This is a genomic window from Xanthomonas sp. 60, assembly GCF_011761925.1.
Genome location: NZ_JAASQW010000005.1, coordinates 10957 through 28965 on the forward strand (window position 1 = coordinate 10957; position 18009 = coordinate 28965).

General features: G+C 67.7%; 13 protein-coding genes. 1 reads left to right on the forward strand and 12 read right to left on the reverse strand.

Annotation, left to right across the window (positions count from 1 at the left end):
* The first annotated feature begins 8 nt into the window (after positions 1-8).
* Positions 9-2600: a bifunctional aconitate hydratase 2/2-methylisocitrate dehydratase gene (gene acnB / locus FHY09_RS11345; protein ID WP_166926994.1), complete on the forward strand. Its 2592-nt coding sequence runs from the start codon at positions 9-11 to the stop codon at positions 2598-2600.
* A 116-nt stretch (positions 2601-2716) separates the two neighbouring features.
* Here acnB and FHY09_RS11350 read toward each other — a convergent pair whose 3' ends face one another.
* From FHY09_RS11350 to FHY09_RS11405, 12 genes are all read right to left on the reverse strand, one after another.
* Complete coding sequence (locus FHY09_RS11350) at positions 2717-3508, reverse strand: alpha/beta fold hydrolase (RefSeq protein ID WP_166926995.1); 792 nt, start codon at positions 3506-3508, stop codon at positions 2717-2719.
* A 95-nt stretch (positions 3509-3603) separates the two neighbouring features.
* Positions 3604-4677, reverse strand: coding sequence for a protein-glutamate methylesterase/protein-glutamine glutaminase (locus tag FHY09_RS11355; RefSeq protein ID WP_166926996.1), 1074 nt, complete (start codon positions 4675-4677; stop codon positions 3604-3606).
* Complete coding sequence (gene cheD, locus FHY09_RS11360) at positions 4674-5270, reverse strand: chemoreceptor glutamine deamidase CheD (protein ID WP_166926997.1); 597 nt, start codon at positions 5268-5270, stop codon at positions 4674-4676. The genes FHY09_RS11355 and cheD overlap by 4 nt, the downstream gene beginning before the upstream one ends.
* On the reverse strand, positions 5267-6133 hold the full coding sequence (locus tag FHY09_RS11365) for a CheR family methyltransferase (protein WP_166927210.1): 867 nt from the start codon (positions 6131-6133) through the stop codon (positions 5267-5269). Before FHY09_RS11365 ends, cheD begins: the two co-directional genes overlap by 4 nt.
* Before the next feature lie 53 nt (positions 6134-6186).
* Positions 6187-8475, reverse strand: coding sequence for a methyl-accepting chemotaxis protein (locus FHY09_RS11370; RefSeq protein WP_166926998.1), 2289 nt, complete (start codon positions 8473-8475; stop codon positions 6187-6189).
* A gap of 182 nt (positions 8476-8657) precedes the next feature.
* Positions 8658-11033, reverse strand: a complete 2376-nt coding sequence (locus tag FHY09_RS11375) for a methyl-accepting chemotaxis protein (protein ID WP_166926999.1) — start codon at positions 11031-11033, stop codon at positions 8658-8660.
* Between the two features lie 94 nt (positions 11034-11127).
* The gene (locus FHY09_RS11380; RefSeq protein WP_166927000.1) at positions 11128-11508 is read right to left on the reverse strand and encodes a hypothetical protein; all 381 of its coding nucleotides are present in this window, start codon (positions 11506-11508) and stop codon (positions 11128-11130) included.
* Positions 11509-11627: 119 nt separating this feature from the next.
* On the reverse strand, positions 11628-12125 hold the full coding sequence (locus FHY09_RS11385; protein WP_166927001.1) for a chemotaxis protein CheW: 498 nt from the start codon (positions 12123-12125) through the stop codon (positions 11628-11630).
* 143 nt (positions 12126-12268) lie between these two features.
* Complete coding sequence (locus FHY09_RS11390; RefSeq protein ID WP_166927002.1) at positions 12269-13048, reverse strand: flagellar brake protein; 780 nt, start codon at positions 13046-13048, stop codon at positions 12269-12271.
* A gap of 145 nt (positions 13049-13193) precedes the next feature.
* Complete coding sequence (locus tag FHY09_RS11395; protein WP_166927003.1) at positions 13194-15392, reverse strand: methyl-accepting chemotaxis protein; 2199 nt, start codon at positions 15390-15392, stop codon at positions 13194-13196.
* 31 nt (positions 15393-15423) lie between these two features.
* Positions 15424-15600, reverse strand: coding sequence for a hypothetical protein (locus FHY09_RS11400; RefSeq protein ID WP_166927004.1), 177 nt, complete (start codon positions 15598-15600; stop codon positions 15424-15426).
* A 167-nt stretch (positions 15601-15767) separates the two neighbouring features.
* The gene (locus tag FHY09_RS11405) at positions 15768-18008 is read right to left on the reverse strand and encodes a methyl-accepting chemotaxis protein (RefSeq protein WP_166927005.1); all 2241 of its coding nucleotides are present in this window, start codon (positions 18006-18008) and stop codon (positions 15768-15770) included.
* Position 18009 lies beyond the last annotated feature (1 nt).

An 18009-nucleotide genomic window follows, 5' to 3' on the forward strand; every position in this document is an offset into this window, starting at 1 on the left:
GAGTTGTCATGTTGGAAGCCTACCGCCACCACGTCGCCGAGCGCGCTGCGCTTGGCATCCCGCCGCTGCCGCTGACCGCGCAGCAGACGGCCGATGTCATCGAACTGCTGAAGAACCCGCCGCAGGGCGAGGCCGAGTTCCTGCTCGACCTGCTGACCCACCGCGTGCCGGCCGGCGTCGATGACGCGGCCAAGGTCAAGGCCTCGTACCTGGCCGCGATCGCACTGGGCAGCGAGCAGAACCCGTTGATCAGCCGCGAGCGCGCCACCGAACTGCTGGGCACCATGCTGGGTGGTTACAACGTCGCGCCGCTGGTGCAGCTGCTGGACGACGCCAGCGTCGGCGCCATCGCTGCCGACGCGCTGAAGAAGACCCTGCTGGTGTTCGACGCCTTCCATGACGTGCAGGAAAAGGCCAAGGCCGGCAACGCCAACGCCCAGTCCGTGCTGCAGAGCTGGGCCGATGCCGAGTGGTTCACCAGCAACCCGGAAGTGCCGCAGAGCCTGACCGTCACCGTGTTCAAGGTGCCGGGCGAAACCAACACCGACGACCTGTCGCCGGCACCGGACGCGACCACCCGCCCTGACATTCCGATGCACGCCCTGGCGATGCTGAAGAACAAGCGCGACGATGCGCCGTTCACCCCGGAAGAAGACGGCAAGCGCGGCCCGATCCAGCAGATCCTCGACCTGAAGGACAAGGGTCACCTGGTCGCCTATGTCGGCGACGTGGTCGGTACCGGTTCCTCGCGCAAGTCGGCCACCAACAGTGTGCTGTGGTGGACCGGCGATGACATTCCGTACATCCCGAACAAGCGCGCCGGTGGCGTCTGCCTGGGTTCGAAGATCGCCCCGATCTTCTACAACACCATGGAAGATGCCGGCGCGCTGCCGATCGAGCTGGACGTGTCGAAGATGGAGCACGGCGATGTGGTCGAGCTGCGTCCGTACGAAGGCAAGGCGCTGAAGAACGGCGAAGTGATCGCCGAGTTCCAGGTCAAGTCCGACGTGCTGTTCGACGAAGTGCGGGCCGGTGGCCGCATTCCGCTGATCATCGGCCGTGGCCTGACCGGCAAGGCGCGCGAAGCGCTGGGCCTGGCCCCGACCGACCTGTTCCGCCTGCCGGTGCAGCCGGCCGACACCGGCAAGGGCTTCTCGCTGGCACAGAAGATGGTCGGCCGCGCCTGCGGCCTGGCTGAAGGGCAGGGCATGCGCCCGGGTACCTACTGCGAACCGAAGATGACCTCGGTGGGCTCGCAGGACACCACCGGCCCGATGACCCGTGACGAGCTGAAGGACCTGGCCTGCCTGGGCTTCTCGGCCGACCTGGTGATGCAGTCGTTCTGCCACACCGCGGCCTACCCGAAGCCGGTGGACGTCAAGACCCACCACACCCTGCCGGAATTCATCTCCACCCGTGGCGGCATCTCGCTGCGTCCGGGCGACGGCGTGATCCACAGCTGGCTCAACCGCATGCTGCTGCCGGACACCGTCGGCACCGGTGGTGACTCGCACACCCGTTTCCCGGTGGGCATTTCGTTCCCGGCCGGTTCGGGCCTGGTCGCCTTCGCCGCTGCCACCGGCGTCATGCCGCTGGATATGCCGGAGTCGGTGCTGGTGCGCTTCAAGGGCAAGATGCAGCCGGGCGTGACCCTGCGTGACCTGGTCAACGCGATCCCGCTGTACGCGATCAAGTCGGGCCTGCTGACCGTGGCCAAGGCGGGCAAGAAGAACATCTTCTCCGGCCGCATCCTGGAAATCGAAGGCCTGCCGGAACTGAAGGTCGAACAGGCGTTCGAACTGTCCGATGCCTCGGCGGAACGTTCGGCGGCCGGCTGTTCGGTGCGCCTGAACAAGGAGCCGATCATCGAGTACCTGACCAGCAACATCACCCTGCTGAAGTGGATGATTGCCGAGGGTTACCAGGATCCGCGTTCGCTGCAGCGTCGTATCGAGAAGATGGAAGCGTGGCTGGCCAACCCGGAGCTGCTGGAGCCGGATGCTGACGCCGAGTACGCCGCCGTCATCGAGATCGACCTGGCCGACATCCACGAGCCGATCGTGGCCTGCCCGAACGACCCCGACGACGTGAAGACCCTGTCCGAAGTCGCGGGTGCGAAGATCGACGAAGTGTTCATCGGTTCGTGCATGACCAACATCGGTCACTTCCGTGCCGCTGCCAAGCTGCTGGAAGGCAAGCGCGACCTGCCGACCCGCCTGTGGGTGGCCCCGCCGACCAAGATGGATGCGTCCGAGCTGACCAAGGAAGGCGTGTATGGCACCTTCGGCGCCACCGGCGCACGCATGGAAATGCCGGGCTGCTCGCTGTGCATGGGCAACCAGGCGCAGATCCGTGAAGGGTCCACCGCGATGTCGACCTCGACCCGCAACTTCCCGAACCGCCTGGGCCGCAACACCAACGTGTACCTGGGTTCGGCCGAGCTGGCGGCGATCTGCTCGCGCCTGGGTCGCATCCCGACGAAGGAAGAGTACATGGCGGACATCGGCGTGCTTGATGCCAGCGGTGCGGAGATCTACCGCTACATGAACTTCGACCAGATCGAGGAATACCAGGACTCGGCGAAGACGGTCGCGGCCTGATCCTCATCGTCTGGAGCGATCAACGAAAACCCCCGGCACGTGCCGGGGGTTTTTTCGTTGGCGAGGGGCGGGGCCATCGTGCACGACGACCTGTACGCGTGCCGGCGCGCCTGGATTCAGTGCAGCCTGGACAGCCAGGCCTGCATCAGCGCGGTCACTGCTTCAGGGTTCTCGCGCGCGCTGATGTGGCCGGCCTCCGGGACCAGCTCAAGCTGGCAGCCGATCACCTCGGCCATCCGGCGGGCTTCGGCGGCAGGGCGCGGGATGTCTTCGGCCCCGCAGACCACACGCGTGTGCTGCGCATCCAGCGCTGCCAGGGCCTGCAGTCGATCGGGCCGACCGAAGATCAGCCGGCCCAGCGCGACCAGCGTGGGAATGCGCGCGGCAGGCCACTGCGCCAGGCGGTCGGCGAAGGCCAGGCACAGCGGATCCCGGGGGTCGATGCCGGGCCGGAAGAACAGCGGAACGATCTGCGAGATGAGGGCTTCGGGAATCCTGCCGGCCTGTTCGATCGCATCCAGCATGCCGAAATACCGCGCGTGGGTGGCCGGGGGCTCGGCACCGAGAAAGGTGTCCAGCAGCATCAGCGCATGCACGCGTGCAGGGTGCAGCAGGGCCAGTTCCGCCGCCCACATGCCGACGACCGACAGCCCTGCCACGGCGCACTGCCCGATCTGCAGTTCGTCCAGCAGCGCGCCCACGCGCAGCGCCAGCGCGGCAGGCGTCGTGCAGTCCTGCGGCAGTGGCGCATCGTTGTCATGGCCGGGCAGCAGCGGGACGATCACCCGGTGGGTGCGGGCGAGCCGCTCTATCTGCGGCTGCCACATGTCCGCTCCCCACAGATAGCTGGTGCCGAGCACGACGGGAAACCCGTGTCCGTAACTTTCGTGATGCAGTCCGCTCTCCATTGCCACTGTCCTGGTATATCCGACGCACGGTGCGTGCAGGATGCCCAGTGGACAGGGTGGGTTGCACCGGGTCCAGTGCCGGATGCGGCAAGCCGTTACACGCGGGAAAGCGCCAGCAGCCGCTCGGCGATCTTCTCCAGCGGCTGCTGTTCCTCGGCCGCGCCCAGTTTGAATGCGGCCCCGGGCATGCCCCAGACCACGCTGGTGGCTTCGTCCTGCACCAGGGTCGGCGCACCGGCCTGGCGCATCTGCAGCAGCCCGCGCGCTCCGTCATCGCCCATGCCGGTCAGGATCACGCCGATGGCGTTGGCGCCCGCGCTCTGCGCCACGGACTGGAACAGCACGTCCACGGCAGGCTTGTGGCGGTTCACCGCCGGACCATCGTCCACGCGGCAGCGCCAGCGCGCACCGTCGCGGATGATCCGCAGGTGCTTTCCACCCGGCGGCAGGTACGCATGCCCGGCGAGCACGGCTTCGCCGTCGCTGGCTTCGCGCACGGACATCGCCGAGTGCCGGTCCAGGCGCTCGGCGAAGGCGGTGCTGAAGCTGGCCGGCAGGTGCTGGGTCATCACGATCGCCGGCGCATCGGCAGGCATGCCTTCCAGCACCACGCGCAGGGCCTCGGTACCACCGGCACTGGACCCGATGGCGATCAGGCGATCGGTGGTGCGGAACTGGGTGCTGCGCGGCGCACTGCCCGGTGGCAGCGGGGCGAGGGTGACCTTCGGTGCGGCGGCACTGCGGGTCAGCGGGCGCACGCGCGAACGCGAAGCCGCCTTGACCTTTTCAACGATCTCGTCGGCGTAGCCCTGCAGGCCGCGGCTGACGTCGAGTTTCGGCTTGGAGACGAAATCCACCGCACCCAGCGCGAGCGCCTGCAGGGTGGTGTCCGCGCCGCGCTCGGTGAGCGATGAAATCATCACCACCGGCAGCGGATGCAGGCGCATGAGGTTCTCAAGGAAGGCCAGGCCGTCCATGCGCGGCATTTCCACGTCAAGCGTGATCACGTCCGGGGCGAGCCGCTTGATCTTCTCGCGGGCAAGCAGCGGATCGGCGGCGGTGCCGACCACTTCGATGCCGGGATCGCTGGCCAGGATTTCGCTGAGGATCTGCCGCACGACGGCGGAGTCGTCCACGATCAACACACGGCAGGGCGCGGAAAGGCTCATTCGAACAGCTCCACGCCACCGGTGACCGGCGCCTTGGACAGGCGCGCACGTACGGCCGATTCGGTCGCGGCCACTTCGGCTTCGTGCGCGTGGGGCAGGCGGTTGACCACCACGCGCCCGCTGTCGGCGAAGAACCAGACCTTGCGCGGATGGATGCCGCACAGGTCCTCGGCGATGATCGGGATGTGCTCGGCATGCAGGTACTGGCGCACGAACTCGGCATTGCGCGTGCCGACAGGATTGGAGGTGAAGCCCTTGAGCACGTTGGCGCCGCCGAACACCTTGGCCTCGATGCGCTTGCGGTTGGCGCCGCGCTTGAGCATGTCGTTGATCAGCAGCTCCATCGCATAGCTGCCGTAGCGTGCCGGTGCGCCGTCGCCGACATTGCCTTCGGGCAGCAGGAAATGGTTCATGCCGCCGATGCGCAGCACCGGGTCACGCAGGCAGGCGGCCACGCAGGAGCCCAGCGTGGTGGTCAGGGCGGTGTCATCGTTGACCACCAGGTACTGCGTGGGAAGCAGCTTGGCGGCGGTCACCTTGAAGCGGCTGTCGTAGTACCGCATCACATCGTCTTCGCGAAGCACGGCGCTCATCCACGGGCCCCCGCTGCACGCCGGTACAGCGTGCGTCCACAGGGCTGGATCAGATCGGCCGCGTGCAGGTAGTTTTCGGAATGGCCGGTGTAGAGCAGGCCGTCATCGGCCATGTGCGGCACCAGACGGCCGAGGATGCCACGCTGGGTGGGCTTGTCGAAGTAGATCATCACGTTGCGGCAGAACAGTGCGGTGAACGGACCGCCGACGTCATAGCGTGGGGCCAGCAGGTTGAGCGGGCGGAATTCGATCAGCTCCCGCAGCGCCGGCAGCACGCGGCACTGGCCTTCGTTGGGGCCGGTGCCGCGCTGGAAGTAGCGCCGGCGCAGGTCCGGCTCCAGGCTGCTGACACGGTCCAGCGCATATACGCCGCGGCTGGCCGTGGCCAGCACCTGGGTATCGACGTCGGTGGCGACGATGCGCACCGGCGGCTTGAGGGTGCCGAAGGCTTCGCACGCGGTGATGGCCATGGAGTAGGGCTCCTCCCCGGTGGAGGCCGCGCACGACCACAGCAGCAGCGGCTGCGAGGCGCTGGCGGTGCTGCTGCGGCGCTTGAGTTCGTCGCGCAGTTTGTCGAAGTGGTGCGGCTCGCGGAAGAACGAGGTCAGGTTGGTGGTCAGTGCGTTGGTGAAGGCCTGCCACTCCTCGCCCCCGTCGCGTTCGAGCCGGTCCAGGTAGTCCTGGAAACTGCGCAGGCCCAGGGTGCGCAGGCGCCGCGACAGGCGCCCGTACACCATGTCGCGCTTGGCCGGCGCCAGCGAAATGCCGACGCGCTCGTGGATGAGGTCGCAGACCCGCCGGAAATCGCGGTCGTCGAACTCGAACTCGCGTGGGTCGGTACGGATGATGGGGGAGCTGGGCACTGTCACGTCGGTAATCCGTGGAGAGGCGTGGCGAGGCCGCCACGCCGGGTTGATCAGAATTCCTGCCAGTGGCCGTTGTCGGGCAGGCTGCCGTCCTCGGGAGTGGCCAGCGGCCGCGCCGCCGGCGCCGCGCGCACCGGTCGCGAGGGAACCGAGGCCAGCGGCGCGCGCGCGATCGGCGGTACCTTGGCCACGACCGCGCGCACGGCCGCCCCCACCTGGTCGTCCATGCGGAAGATCGCGACCGCGTCGGCGAGCTGGGCGGCCTGTTCTTCCATGGCCCGCGCGGCGGCGGTGGCTTCTTCCACCAGTGCGGCATTCTGCTGCGTGGTCTCGTCCATCTGCACGACGGTGGTGTTGACCTGTTCGATGCCGGCCGACTGTTCCTGCGAGGCGGCGGAGATCTCGGCCATGATGTCGGTGACGCGCTGCACGGAGGCGACGATCTCGGACATCGTGCTGCCGGCCTTGTGCACCAGCTCGGAGCCTTCGCTGACGCGGCTCACCGATGCATCGATGAGGCCCTTGATCTCCTTGGCCGCGGCCGCCGAACGCTGCGCGAGGGTGCGCACTTCGCTGGCCACCACGGCGAAGCCACGACCCTGCTCACCGGCGCGTGCCGCTTCCACGGCGGCGTTCAAGGCCAGGATGTTGGTCTGGAACGCGATGCCGTCGATGACCGAAATGATCTCGGCGATCTTCTTCGAGGAGGTCTCGATGGCGGTCATGGTGGACACCACCTGGCCGACCACCTCGCCACCCTGCGAGGCCACCCCGGCCGCACCGATCGCCAGCTGGTTGGCCTGGCGCGCGTGCTCGGCGTTCTGGCGCACGGTGGAGGTCAGCTCCTCCATGGAGGCGGCGGTTTCTTCCAGGTTGGCGGCCTGCTGCTCGGTGCGGCGCGAGAGATCACTGTTGCCGCTGGCGATCTCGCCCGAGGACAGGGTGATGCTGGAGGCCGAGGCCTGGATCTGTCCGACGATGCGGCTCAGCTGGTCGACGGTGGCGTTGGCATCATCGCGCATGCGGGCGAACACGCCCTGGAATTCACCGCTCATGCGGGTGGTCAGGTCACCTTCGGCGATGGCGGCCAGCAGCGCCGACAGCTTGCCGAGGTTCTCATCGCTGACCTGCATCATCGCGTTGAGGTCGAGCACCATCTGCCTGAAGTCATGCTCGAAGCGCGAGGCGTCGCCGCGCTGGCTGAAATCGCCGGCGGCCGCTGCGGCGCCGAGGCGTTTGACTTCGGCATTGATGCGGCCCAGGTTCTGCTTGACCGCATCCACCGTGGCAGTGATGGCGGCCTTCTCGCCGGGGTGGCGCGCGAGATCGACGCTGAGATCGCCCACGGCGTAGCGCTGGACCACCTCCAGCACGCCCTGCATGGTCGCCACGTGCGCGCCGACGAGCACGTTTGTTTCGTGCACCATCAGCCCGTACTCGCCCGGGTAGGCGGTCTCGTCCATGCGGTAGCTGGTCTGCCCGGCATCATGCTGGCGGGCCATCTCGCGCTGCCCGCTGATCACGGCGTGCAGCTGGGTCTGCATGCGCGACATGCTTTCCAGCAGGCGGCCCGGTTCGTCCTGGGCCTGCGCGCCGATGCGGCTGTCGAGCTTGCCCGAGGCGATGTTCTCGGCCACGGCCGTGGCTTCCCGCAGCGGCCGGGCGATGCGCGTGCCGATCAGCCAGCTCAGCCCGACCACCAGCAGCACCAGCACGCCACCGGCCAGCGTCATCACGGTGGTGAAGGCCAGCGCCTGGTGCTGTACGTCGTCCATGTACACGCCACTGAACACCACCCAGTTCCAGGGCTTGAACAGCTGCGCGTAGCTGGCCTTTTCGATCGGCTCGCCTTCGGCGCCGGCGCTGCCGTACTTGGGCGCCTTGTAGTAGGTGAAGCCACCGCCCAACCGTGCCATGCCCACCGCGTAGTAGTACAGCCGCACGCCATCGACGGAGGTGTAGTCCTTCTGGCTCTGGCCCACGCGCTCGGGGCGGAACGGATGGAGCAGCAACGTGTAGTTGGTGTCCAGCACGTTGTAGTAATAGTTCTGGCCCTGCGCGCGCATCGAGGACAGCGCCTGCAGCGCAGCGGCCTTGGCGGCGTCCTCGCTGAGCTCGCCCTTCACCGCCAGCTCGTGGTAGTGGGCCAGTACGCCTTCGGCCAGTTCCACCTGGATCTTCAGCGAGTCCTTGCGGGTCTCGGTCAGGTCCAGGTACTGCATGCGTGCGGCGATGATCGACAGCACGATGACGCCCAGGGCGATCAGGACGGTGAGCAGGCCGAGTTTGCGCCGGACCGGCAGGTTGGCGAAGGAGCGGGGCGAGGAAGAGCGCGTCATGGAGTGAGCACCAGAGCTTGAGGGAGCCGTCCGGCAGGACCGGAGTGATGGATGTGGCAAACCAGTTATCGGCAGGCACGCGCCACAGTTGAGGGCGCAGCGCATGCGGTCGGCGCTGCAGGCGAAAAAAAGCCCCGGCACCTTGGCGCCGGGGCGTGACCTGGATCAGCGCGCAGGGCGTATCAGAACTCCTGCCAGTCCCCTTCGGCCAGCTCGGCAGCGACCGGACGCTGCGGCGCCGGACGACGCGCGGTGGCTGCCTTGGCCGCCGGCGCAGGGGCCACCGCACGGCTGCGGGCCGGTGTGGAGACTAGGGTCGGGTGGGCCTCTTCGGCGTCATCGAGCTTGAACACCGAGACCGCATCGCTGAGCTGGGCGGCCTGTTCTTCCATGGCCCGCGCGGCGGCGGTGGCTTCCTCGACCAGTGCGGCATTCTGCTGCGTGGTCTCGTCCATCTGTACCACGGTCTGGTTGACCTGCTCGATGCCGGCGGACTGTTCCTGCGAGGCGGCCGAGATCTCCGACATGATGTCGGTGACGCGCTGTACCGACGCCACGATCTCGCCCATGGTGGCACCGGCCTTGCGGACCAGCGCCGAGCCCTGGCTCACATTGCCCACCGAGGCATCGATCAGTCCCTTGATTTCCTTGGCGGCTGCAGCCGAGCGCTGCGCCAGGGTCCGCACCTCGCTGGCGACCACGGCGAAGCCGCGGCCCTGTTCTCCGGCACGTGCCGCTTCCACGGCGGCATTGAGCGCCAGGATGTTGGTCTGGAACGCGATGCCGTCGATGACCGAGATGATCTCGGCGATCTTCTTCGAGGAGGTCTCGATGGCCGACATGGTGGTCACCACCTCACCGACCACATCGCCGCCCTGCGAGGCCACGCCGGCCGCACCGATCGCCAGCTGGTTGGCCTGGCGGGCATGTTCGGCGTTCTGGCGCACGGTGGAGGTCAGTTCCTCCATGGAGGCGGCCGTCTCTTCCAGGTTGGCCGCCTGTTGTTCGGTGCGGCGCGAGAGATCACTGTTGCCGCTGGCGATCTCGCCGGCGGCCGAGTTGATCGCGCGGCTGGAGGTCTTGATGCGGGTGACGATGCTGCTCAGCTGTTCAGCGGTGGCATTGGCATCGTCACGCATGCGGGCGAACACGCCTTCGTAGTCGCCGTGCATGCGTGCTGTGAGGTCGCCCTGCGACAGTGCGGCCAGCAGCTGCGACACCTGCTCGATGCTGGATGCGTTGGCATCGAGCAGACCGTTGATCTGATGCGCCAGCTGCAGGAAGAAGCCCTGCTTGCCTTCATCGTCGATGCGACCGGTCAGGTCGCCTGCGGCGGCCTGGGCGATCACGCGGGCCACTTCGGCTTCAACCTGTGCCTCTTCGGTGCGGTCACGCCATTCGGTCACATGGCCAACCACTTCGCCGTCTTCGTTGCGGATGGTGGAGATGGCCTGGGCGAACTGGGCGTCGCCGTAGCGCAGCTCGCGGCGCACCGAACCCACACGTTCCAGCTCGGCCAGGGCCGACGGGTCGACACGGCCACCCGGCTCCAGCGCGCTGGCGTTCTGGCCGATCAGCGAGACCTGCGGATCGTAGTCCGGCAGTTCGCGGCGCACGTCATCGGCATGGGTTTCCAGCGTGTTGCCCAGCGCACGGTTCACGTACACCACATCGTGGTTGGCGTCGGTGACATACAGGCCGGTGGAGCTGTAGTCCAGCGCGGTACGGATGCGCAGGTTCTCGCGGGCCACGGCGGCATCGGTTTCGATGCGTTCGCGCAGGTCACGCTGCATGCGCTGCATGGCCTGCATGAGGTCGCCGACCTCATCCTTGCGCGAGGTGTCGATGTGTCCGTCGAGCTTGCCGTTGGCTACGTCGTTGGCCACGCTGACCGCGCCGCGCACGCTGCCGACCAGGGCCCGGGCGAACAGCCAGACCAGCAAGAAGCCGAGGCCGGCGCCGCCGATCAGCGCGATGACCATCAGCAGCGAAGAGGCGGCGTAGGTGGAGGTGGCCTTCTCGCGCGCGGCACGTGCCAGGCGGTTGTCCTCGGCGATCAGCGCGTCCAGTGCCGCGGCGGACTTGAGGTGGGCGGTGCGGGTCTCGCCGACGAAGGTATCGATCGCATCGTCGGGCAGCTGCAGTTCCAGCATCTCGGTGACCGAATCGTAGGACTTGAGCGTGGCTGCCCAGTCCTTGGCGAAGGTGTCGAACAGCGCCTTCTGCTGCGCGTTGTCGGCCAGGCCCGGGTAGGCCTTGAGCGCTTCGTCCATCTTGGTGCGCACGCCGGCGGCGCGGTTGCGGGCTTCGGCCTTGACGTCGTCGCTGGCGCGGATCAGCTGCTGGTAGGCCGAATTGCGGTACTCGCCCATCATCCCGCGCATCTCGCCGGCCATGCGGATGCTTTCCATGCGCTTGCCGGCCAGCTCGGTGGTCACATCGTTGAGCGAGTGCAGGCCACGGTACGCGACGATGCCCTGCAGCAGCATCACCAGAAGGATGACGCCGAAGGTGACGAGCAGCTTCGGCATCAGTTTGAGGTTGTTGATCCAGGGCATGAGCGTTGCGGTCTCCAGTGACTGACGCAGCCGGGCCGGCGGCCCGTTTGGTACAGCCGCCCCGGCGACCGCCGGGTGCGGCTGGGAGCAGGTCTTACTTGATGTCGGCCAGCTTCAGGCCGGCCGGCGAAGCGACCTCGATCTCGGCGCGCGAGGCATCGCGCTCGATCTTGCCGATCACGCAGACGTTCTTGCCTTCCAGCGTTTCCAGCGGGAAGCTGAACTTGCCGCGGTTGGCGCCGGCGATGCGCGCGGAGAAGGTGTGGCGCGGGAACGCACCGCCCATGTACAGGAAGGTGGGCTGGCCCTCGGAGCCTTCGGCGTAACGCGCCTTCTCCACCTTGCCGCACACCATGCCTTCCTTGCCGACCTGGCGGGCCGCCATCTCCGGCGGGATCATCGCCTGCTGGGCGGTGGCGGTGAGGGCGGTGGCGGCCAGCAGGGTGGCCGATGCAACGGCAAGCAGGGACTTCATGAGGTGGATCTCCAAGGGTGAAAGGATGGTGCGGCCCGCAGGGTGCAGTCAGTCGCGGACAAGCCTTGATCCCCTATCGGCACGACAGGGCGATTCTTGAGGCCTGCTGTCGCCGTTGATCAGGCGGCTGCTGCGGTGTCGTCGACGGCGTTGACCTGACCCATGTCAGCGCTGTCGAGCAGGGTTTCGATGTCCAGCAGGATCAGCATGCGGTCGTCCTGGGTGCCGATCCCGGAGATGAAGCGGGTGTCCACTGCGGCGCCGAATTCCGGGGTCGGGCGGATCTGCTCGGCGGCCAGCGGAATCACGTCCGAAACGCTGTCCACGACGATGCCGACCACGCGGTCCTCGACGTTGAGCACGATCATCACGGTGAAGGCATCGTAGCGGGCGTTCTCCAGGCGCAGCTTCAGGCGCAGGTCGATCACCGGCACGATGGTGCCGCGCAGGTTGATGACGCCCTTGATGTAGTCGGGCGCATCGGGTACACGGGTGACGGCATCGTAACCGCGGATCTCCTGCACTTTCAGGATGTCCACGCCGTAGTGCTCGGCGCCGAGGGTGAAGCTGAGGAATTCGCCGCCGGAGTCGGCGGAAGCCTGGTTCTTGTCGTTCATCGGGGGTCCTGGTGGGCCGGAGTTCGCGGTCTCAGGCTTTGTATCGGCGCTGGGCGGCGGGACTTTAGGACTGCTTGCACGGGTCCGGCGCCAGGTGCTGCAGACGTCGTTGGCCGCACCGGCAGTCCTCTCCGGCGCGCGTGCTAGAGATCCCCGTTCTTGCGCGCACTGCGCTGGCGGTCGATGCGGAAGATGTAGCGTTGGATGGCGCTGTCGCCACCGCGCGGCAGGCGGTCGAAGCGCAGCCCGATGCGCGTGCTCTCACTGCCGTTGGGCAGCTTGAGCAGGCGCTCGTTGCAGGCGATCAGGCTCACCTGCAGGTCCGGGCCTTCCGGGATGGAGAGCTCGGCCTCATAGCGCTTCTGCATCCCGAACAGATGCATGTCGGCGGGAATGTTCACGGCCAGGCCGCCGCCGCTGATGTCCACCACGCGCATGGAGAGTGCTTCGCGGCGGCCGTCGGCGGCCGGCAGCAGCAGGTGCGGCGAGTCAGTGATCGGGGTTTCCAGCCGATACATTTCGCGCCGCTGCAGGTGCATCACTTCGTCGGGAAGCCCGGCGCGGAAGGCCATGTGCTGGCCGTTGCCCACGCGCTGCAGTCCGTCCACGCGGAAACGCACCATCACCTTCTCAAGCTGTGCGAAGCACAGCAGGTTGCCTTCCGCCTCTGCGGCGCGGTTGGCCGACTCCATCGGACTGCCATCGAGCAGCAGCAGATCCTCCGCATCGTCCAGTTCCAGCACCGCCGTGGGGAAGCTCTGGTCGCGTCCGCCGATATGCGCGTTGATCAACGCCCGCTGCTCGATCAGCGACCGCAGGAGCTGACGGATCTGCAGGGGGTTGCGGACGAGGAAACGCTCATCGGCCTCGCTTTCCTGTGCGTGGGTGTCGGTCTGTTCTGCGTCGGTCGTGCCTGCGGACATGGGGTTCTACGTTCGGGTACGAGGATGCCGCGCGGTGCGTGGCGGGCGCGCTGGCGAGGGCACCATGACGGCTGCTTCAGCAAGGTATCGGCCGCAGGGCGCGATAGTTGAGCCCTGCCTGCCGTCACCGCGCCCGGTCGCCGCCTCAGCCGCGCAGCGGTTGCGCGGCCAGTGCCTGCAGGCGCTGCAGCACGGCCCGTTCACCGGGATCGGCCTGCACGCGGAAGCGTGCGACGGCCTCGCCGAGCCGTTCGGCGTGTCCGGCCATGCCCTGCGTGGCCTCGCTGGACTGTTCGACCAGCGCGGCGTTCTGCCGCGTGTTGGCGTCCATATGCGCGATGCTCTGGTTGACCTGTTCAATGCCGGCGCTCTGCTCCTGGGAGGCGGCAGAGATCTCGCCCATGATCTGGTTGACCTGCTGCACCGCGCTGACGATGCCCCCCATGGTCGCGCCCGCACGGTCGACCAGTGCCGCACCATGGGCGACTTTGTCCACCGAGTCGGCGATCAGCCCCTTGATCTCCTTCGCCGCATCGGCCGAGCGCTGGGCCAGGGTACGCACTTCGGAGGCCACGACCGCAAAGCCGCGACCCTGCTCGCCTGCGCGCGCCGCTTCCACGGCGGCGTTCAGGGCGAGGATGTTGGTCTGGAAGGCGATGCCATCGATCACCGAAAGGATCTCGGCGATGCGCCGCGACGAGGTCTCGATCTCGCTCATCGTGGCCACCACCTGGCCGACCACCTCGCCGCCCTCGCGGGCCACGGCGGCGGCGCCGCTGGCGAGCTGGTTGGCCTGGCGCGCGTGCTCGGCATTCTGGCGAACCGTGGCGGTCAGCTCTTCCATCGTGGCCGCGGTCTCTTCCAGGCTCGCCGCCTGCTGTTCGGTGCGTCCGGCCAGATGGCGGTTGCCCTCGGACAGGCTCGTGGCCGTGCCGTTGATGCTCAGCGAAGCGCCCTGGATGCTGGAGACGATGGCGTTCAGCTCGCCTACGGTGGCATTGGCATCGTCACGGATCTGCGCGTAGACGCCGTGGAAATCGCCGTCCATGCGGGTGGTCAGGTCGCCACGCGAGAGCGAGGAAAGCAGGGTGGAGATCTGCGCGATGCTCTGGGCCGTGGTGTCCAGCAGGCCGTTGAGCTGCTCGGCCAGTTGCAGGAAGAAGCCCTCTTTGCCCTCGCAGGCGACCCGGCGTGCCAGGTCACCCTGCGCGGCGGCCTGCACGATGCGTCCGAGCTCTTCTTCCACCTGCAGCTCGGCGGTGCGGTCGGACCACTCCACCACGAAACCCTGCCGGGTCCCGTCGCTGGCGATGATCGGGTTGATGATCAGGCGCATGGTGCGGCCACCCACGCGGATCTGCGCGCGCCAGGTGCCGGTCAGGCCATCCAGCAGCGCCGCCTGGTGGGCCGGGTTGCGGTGGAAGATGTCGATGCTGCGGCCGATCAGGTGCGCGGCATCGAACTGCGGCAGGTCGCGGCGCAGGTCGGCCTCCACGGTGGTCAGCATCGTGGCGAGGGGGCGGTTGACGTAGACGATGTTGCGCTCGCGGTCGGCGATCATCACGTGGGTGGTGACATCGTCCAGTGCCGCGCGGATGCGCAGCGTTTCGGCCAGCGACGCCTGCTCCTGGTTGCGGCGCTGCAGCAGCTGGCCGCTTGCCTGGACCAGCGCACGGGCCAGCGAATCGGGCGGGAACTGCGTGGCCTCCACGCCGGCGGGTAGCGGCACGTCGGCCGCCACGTCCCGGGCCAGTTTCGCCAGTGCGCGGGGGTCGTGGCCCAACAGCACCAGCTGCCGGCGCATCTGGATCGCCATGACCGAGAGCAGCGTCGTTTCGATCACCACGTAGGTTGCATGCAGCACCAGCACGCCAATGCCGCTGCCGGCGGCAAACACGGGGAACGGCAGTCCGCGCTGCTGCAGGACGAAAAACACCACATGGTGGATGGCGATGGCGGTGGCGGCGACCACCAGTGGCAGCCAGTCGCGGTAGTACAGCAGCAGGGCGATGAGGATGACCGCCGAGAAATGGGTCTCGAGCACGCCGCCACTCTGGTGGATCTGCACGGCGGCGAGCACCATCCACGCCAGTGCGATCGTGCAGCGTGACAGCCGGGTGCCGGGCAGCAGGCGCACCTGTGCGGCCACCACCAGAACGGTCGGCAGACTGATCGACAGGAACGGCAGCCAGTGCCCGCTGGTGGCCGACATCACCAGGGAGACCACGGCGAGCAGGGCGGTGACACCCAGGAAGAGACGATCGGCTTCGGCGCCGAGGACCTGCAGGAAGGGCAGCGGTTCGTGGCCGGCGAGACGGTCGAAGGCACGGGTTGGGGTGGACATGCGCAAGGCTCCCTGTGGCATGGACAGACGGTCAGTAAGGATCGGCTGCGGCGTCCGCCGCAGGCGTGCACATCAGGCCGGCATCGGCGGCAGCGAGCTGGGCCCACAGGGCGGGCACGGTCCACCCGAGCCAGAGCGCCAACAGCAGGACGCCGGCGCAGGCGTGGCGTCTGCGGGGAACGGGCGGGGCGGGATCGGTGGCTTCCATGCGCTGTCTCCACGGTCAGCTGGAAGCAGTAACGGCCGCGGCCGGCGGAACTTGAACACCAGGCGACGTGAAATGCCTGTGAATCCAGTTCCGCCGGCCGCGGCCGTGTGTGCGCAGCAGGGGGGTGGCCGCTCAGGACCGCCCCCGGATAGGGTCAAGATGCGCGATCAGAACTCCTGCCAGTCGCCATCGCCGGCCAGCGCGGGCTGGCGCTGTTGTGGCGCACGGCGCGCCGCCGGGGCTTTCGGTGGCACGCGAACCGCCGGCGTCGGCATGCTGCCGCGCTCGGGCGCGGAGGGACGCGCAGCGCTTTCGCTGCCGGCCAGGCGGAACAGCGCCACCGCGTCGGTGAGCTGCATCGCCTGCTCTTCCATGGCCCGCGCGGCAGCCGTGGCTTCCTCCACCAGGGCGGCGTTCTGCTGCGTGGTTTCATCCATCTGCACGACAGTGGTGTTCACCTGCTCGATGCCGGCGGACTGTTCCTGGGAGGCGGCGGAGATCTCGGCCATGATGTCGGTGACGCGCTGCACGGAGGCCACGATCTCGCCCATGGTCTCGCCGGCCTTGTGCACCAGCGCCGAGCCGTCGCCGACCTTTTCCACCGACTCGTCGATCAGCCCCTTGATTTCCTTGGCGGCTGCGGCCGAACGCTGCGCCAGGGTGCGCACTTCGCTGGCGACCACGGCGAAGCCACGGCCCTGTTCACCGGCACGCGCCGCTTCCACGGCGGCATTCAGGGCCAGGATGTTGGTCTGGAAGGCGATGCCGTCGATGACCGAGATGATCTCGGCGATCTTCCTGGAGGATGTTTCGATGGCCGACATGGTGGTGACCACCTGGCCGACCACATCACCGCCCTGGCTGGCCACTGTCTGCGCGCCTTGCGCGAGCTGGTTGGCCTGCCGTGCATGGTCTGCGTTCTGGCGCACGGTGGAGGTCAGTTCCTCCATCGAGGCAGCGGTTTCTTCCAGGTTGGCCGCCTGCTGTTCGGTGCGCCGCGAGAGATCGCTGTTGCCGCTGGCGATCTCGCCGGCAGCGCCGCGGATGCTGAGCGCCGAGGACTGGATGCGCGAGACGATGTCGGTCAGCTGGACCACGGTGGTGTTGGCATCATCACGCATGCGCGCGAAGACGCCGTGGAACTGGCCATCCATGCGCGCGGTGAGGTCGCCGGCGGCGATGGACTGCAGCAGGCTGGAGAGCTGGGACAGATTGCCGTCGGCCACTTCCATCATGGTGTTGAGCTGCTGGATCATCACCTTGAAATCGTGATCGAAGCGGGTGGCATCGCCGCGCTGGCTGAAATCACCTACGGCCGCGGCGGAGGCCAGCGCCTGGATCTCGGTGTTGATGGCCAGCAGGCTGGCCTTGGCCGCGTCCATCGACTCGTGCAGGATCGCGCGGGTGCCGGGCAGGCGGCGTGCGTCGGGCGCCAGGTTGCCGGTGGCGTACTGGTTGAGCACATCGATGGCATCGCGGATGGCGTCGAGGTGTTCGAAGATCACGGTGTTGATGCCGTGCGCCAGCTCCCCGTAGACGCCGGGGAAATCTTCGGGGATACGGTGGTTGATGTCCGGTCCGGCATGCTGCTCGACCATGGTGCGGGTCTGGTCGGAGAAGCGGCGCAGGAGCGCGGTCATCTCACCGGTGGCGCCCAGCATGCGACCCACTTCGTCGCCACTGCTGGCCGTTGCGGTGACGCTCAGATCGCCGCGCGAGACGGCCTGGATGGCCTGCAGCGCCTTGCCCAGCGGGACGGTGATGGCGCGCGAGATCAGCACCGCCAGCGCCGCGGCGACCAGCGCGAGCAGCAGCATGGTGACGATGATCGCGGTCACGCTGGCGCTGTGGAGGTCGTTGGCCTGCGCCAGGTCGGTTTCCATGCGCTTGGCGGTATAGGTGGTGAGTTCCTTGAGGTCTTCGAACAGCTTGCGGCGCAACGGGCGCGACTGCTCATCGGAAATCTGCCGGGCCGTCACCGCGTCGCCGGCGTTGCTGGCTTCGCGCAGCTTCGCGTTCGCCGCGAAGTAGGCCGCCACATCGTCCTGCACCTTCTTGAACATGGCCCGGTCGGTATCGTCGGCGGGCAGCGCCGCATAGGCGACCATCTCGTCCTGGACGATCTTGTGCGAGGCGTCCATGCGCTTGTTGTAGTCGGCCACGCGATCAGGCTGGTCCAGCATGGTCAGCTGGGCCATCTCGTAGGTACGGAACTCGCCGAGCTGGGCGCGCACTTCACCCAGGTGCTGGATGGAGGGAATGGTGTTGCCGGACATCTGGCCCAGCTGGGCATTGGCGCCGGACAGGCGCAGCAGGGCGAAGGCCCCCAGCGCGACCGTCATCAGCGTCGTGAGGATGAACGCCACCGCCAGCTTGCGGGCGATGGGCAGGTCTCGGAACCACTTCATG